General features: G+C 68.8%; 4 protein-coding genes and 1 pseudogene. All 5 read right to left on the minus strand.

All coding sequences use genetic code 11. The features are described from left to right. On the minus strand, positions 1-483 hold a 483-nt coding region (locus KZA10_RS09860), incomplete at its 3' end, for a YrdB family protein (protein ID WP_374196568.1). A gap of 9 nt (positions 484-492) precedes the next feature. Then, a complete protein-coding gene (locus tag KZA10_RS09865) occupies positions 493-1371 on the minus strand; it encodes a hypothetical protein (RefSeq protein ID WP_218682774.1) in 879 nt (292 codons plus the stop codon). A gap of 122 nt (positions 1372-1493) precedes the next feature. Further along, positions 1494-1691, minus strand: a pseudogene (locus tag KZA10_RS09870) (helix-turn-helix transcriptional regulator); the annotation flags it as partial. Next, a complete protein-coding gene (locus KZA10_RS09875; RefSeq protein WP_055866060.1) occupies positions 1691-2125 on the minus strand; it encodes a hypothetical protein in 435 nt (144 codons plus the stop codon). The gene KZA10_RS09875 and the pseudogene KZA10_RS09870, both read right to left, overlap by 1 nt. A gap of 81 nt (positions 2126-2206) precedes the next feature. After that, a partial coding sequence (locus KZA10_RS09880) for an aldehyde dehydrogenase family protein (protein WP_218682775.1) occupies positions 2207-3523 on the minus strand: 1317 nt, incomplete at its 5' end.

A 3523-nucleotide genomic window follows, 5' to 3' on the forward strand; every position in this document is an offset into this window, starting at 1 on the left:
GCCTTGTTGGTGCCGATCAGTCGTCCGGCAGCGCACCAGACGGCGACGAGGATGAGGAACACGACGATCATGATCGCGACGTCGCCGGGGGCGCTGGTGCGGAAGATCGGCGTGTAGAGGGAGATGTCGACCGCTGAGCACGCCGGCGACCACGGCGACGAGGGCGAATGCGGTGCCGATCAGTGCCTGTCCCATCGACCACCACGCGATCGTGACGCCGACGTAGATCAGCAGCTCGACGGCTGCGCGCAGGAAGGGGTGCACACGCAGCACCGGGCGCGGCGAGAGGAACAGCGCCCAGACCAGGATCACGACGACGGGCGCTCCGACACCGATGACGATGTTCCAGGGAAGATCCCAGCTCGCGAAGCCCCACAGAGCGAGAGAGGCCACGGCGACGACGAGGACGACGGCGCGGACGATGTCGAGAGCGGTGATGACCGGACGCTCGACGCCGGGAACAGGAGCGGGATCCGAGGGCATGGATCCAGTCTATTCGGCGACGGGGGAGTCCTCGGTCGGGACGGCGCCCGCCTCGACGGGCGCGGCGACATCGGCGTCCTTGGTCGTGATCGGCTCCTGCTCCACGGGAGCGGGAATCACCGGCTCGGCCACGACGGGTGCGGCTTCGACAGGTGCGGCCACGACGGGTGCGACCTCGACGGGTGCGACCTCTGCCGGTGCGACCTCCGCTGGAGCTTCGTCGACGGGTGCGACCTCTGCGGGAGCATCGGTCGTGATGACGACATCGTCGACAGGAGCGGAGCTGATCGGGTTCTCTTCGACGGGAGTCTGGTCGGTCTCCGTCGGGTCCTCCTCGACCGGAGCCTCTCCGTCCGATTCTTCGGGGCGACCCTGTCCGAGCTCGAGCAGGGTCGTGACGGCCGAGGGGCCGGTGCCCGACGCGAGGACGTAGCGGAAGGTGACGGTGGTGTCGCTCGGATTGACCAACTGCCAGATGCTGGGGCGGAGGTCGAGGATGCCGAACCCCGAGTTGTCGAGCAGGATGCTGTCGCCGCCGCGCGTGCTGTCGTCGAGGAGTACCTCGACCCGCTGGCCCGCCATGCCGGTGATCGGCACGCGGTAGTGCACGGTCAGCTCGTCGAAGACGATCGTCGCGGTCGTCCAGGTCGGCGCTTCCGTGGGAACACCGGGGTCGACGGGCTCGACGGGCTCGACGGGCTTCTCGGGCTCGACCGGCTTCGTCGGTTCGACGGGGGCCGTGGGCGGGGTCGTGACGGGCGGCGGTGTGACGGCCGGTGCGGACGACGGATCCTGTCCTGGCTCCGCCTGATCGTCGGTCGGGGGCGCGGGCGCCTCCTCCGGCACGATGACGGGCGTTTCGATGATGACGGGCTCGTCGAGGCTCATCTTCTCGTCGGGCCCGACGTCCGCCGAGATCGAGGACGGGTCTTCGTCCCCGGCGTTCGGGAGCGAGGTCGCGGGATCGGCTCCGGCGAGTCCGGGGATGATCGTGGAGGCGGCGACGACGTGAAGATGTCGTCGAGGCCGACGCCGAAGGCGCGGGCGATCTGGAATGCGAGTTCGAGCGTCGGCGAGTACTTCTGCTGTTCGATCGCGATGAGCGTCTGGCGCGTCACGCCGACCGTGCGCGCGAGCTCGGCCTGGGTGAGTCCGGCCTGTTCACGATGCAGGCGGATGGTGTTCGAGACGCGGGTGGGCTTGACCATCAGACGAGGCCCCGCCGGTAGGCGATCACCCGGGCGATGCAGCCGATGAAGGCCGACACCGCGAAGCCCGCGAACATCGTGTTCGCGATCCAGAAGACATCGGCGCCGACCGCGCACAGCGCGATGACGCCGAGTCCGGCGATCACCACGAAGCCCTGTTCCACACGGCCGCCCATCCGGCTGATGTCGCGGTCGCGGATGTCGGAGCGACCGACACCGTCGGGGTCTTTGATCCCGGCGATGAGCCCCCAGCCGATGGTGACCGCGATAGTGACGACGATGCCCCCACCGATCACCCACAGCATGAGCGGGAACCAATCGACGTCGGTGAGCGGGCCTCCCCCGGCGTCCTGGAGCACCAGCACGACGTACACGATCATCACGAGGGGGGTGAGGATCAGCCCGGCCCAGGCGTTGCGTTCTTCAAAGACCATGACGACTCCGATGTAAAAGATTGTTGACACGCTCAGCGTACGTCGACGCCGGAGGTGTGTCAAGAATTCTTTACACGAAGATCAGATCACATCGCTGCTCCACAGGTCGAGGTTGCCGTAACGGTGCGCGGTGATCGAGATCGACTGCTCGTGCACGAACGGCAGCAGCTCGATGCGCGCGGCGGCCGTCACCTCGCCGTCGTACACCGCGAGATCGGGATCACCGGCCGAGGCGGTGGCGAGCTTCGCGCGAAGAGCGGCGACCCCGTCACGGCCGCCGACCAGCCGCACCCGATCGCTCGCCGGCAGCGCGACGCCGTCGGAGGCATCATCCTGCCGCAGCATCCGCTGCAGCCACTCGTCGTCGCTCTCCAGGAACACCGGGGCATCGAGGTCGCCGAGGGCTCGACGCACGTCGGCGGGCACCCCCACCGGTGTCGAGATGACGAACTTCGCACCCGAGCGCACTCCGGCGATCACGACGCGCAGCAGGTCCTGCAGAGCCGCGTCGTCGGTCGCGCGAACCTCGACGGGCACTGGCCGGTAGCGGAAGAGGTTTCGCTCCACGCCCAGACGCGAGACGTCGCGCACCTGCCCGAACTCCCGGTCCCAGGCGAGCGCATCCGACAGTGCGGAGCGCCGGAGCCACTCGAACGACTCGTAGGCGAGCGACGACTGGGCCGATTCGATCAGGGCCGTGATGCGGGAGTCGAGCCCCCGCAGATGCAGGGTGCTGGAGGCCGGTCCGCCCGGCTGCGAACGCCACGACCCCAGGCCGATGAGGTAGTTCGGGCCACCGGCCTTGGCACCGGGACCGACCGAGGAACGTTTCCACCCGCCGAACGGCTGGCGCTGCACGATCGCCCCGGTGATGCCGCGGTTCACGTACAGGTTGCCGGCCTCGACGCGATCGAGCCAGGTGGCGACCTCCTCGGAGTCGAGCGAGTGGATGCCGGCGGTCAGGCCGTAGTCGACCGCGTTCTGCAGGCGCAGGGCCTCATCCAGATCCTTCGCGTGCATGATGCCGAGCACCGGGCCGAAGAACTCGGTCAGGTGGAAGTACGAGCCCTCGCGCACGCCGGTCTTGACGCCGGGCGTCCACTGCTTCCCGTCTTCGTCGAGCTTGCGCGGCTCGACCAGCCAGCGCTCGCCCTTCTCGAGCTTCGTGAGCGCCGTGAGCAGCTTGCCGTTAGCGGGCTCGATGATCGGACCCATCTGCGTGGCCGGGTCATCGGGCAGGCCGACGCGCATCGAGGTCACGGCATCCACCAGCTGACGCTCGAACCGCTTCGAGTCGGCGACCGATCCGACGAGGATCGCGAGCGACGCGGCGGAGCATTTCTGCCCCGCGTGGCCGAACGCGCTGCGCGCCACATCGGCGGCCGCGAGGTCGAGGTC

Origin of the sequence: Microbacterium sp. BF1, from assembly GCF_019279095.1 — a bacterium.
GTDB lineage: Bacteria > Actinomycetota > Actinomycetes > Actinomycetales > Microbacteriaceae > Microbacterium > Microbacterium maritypicum.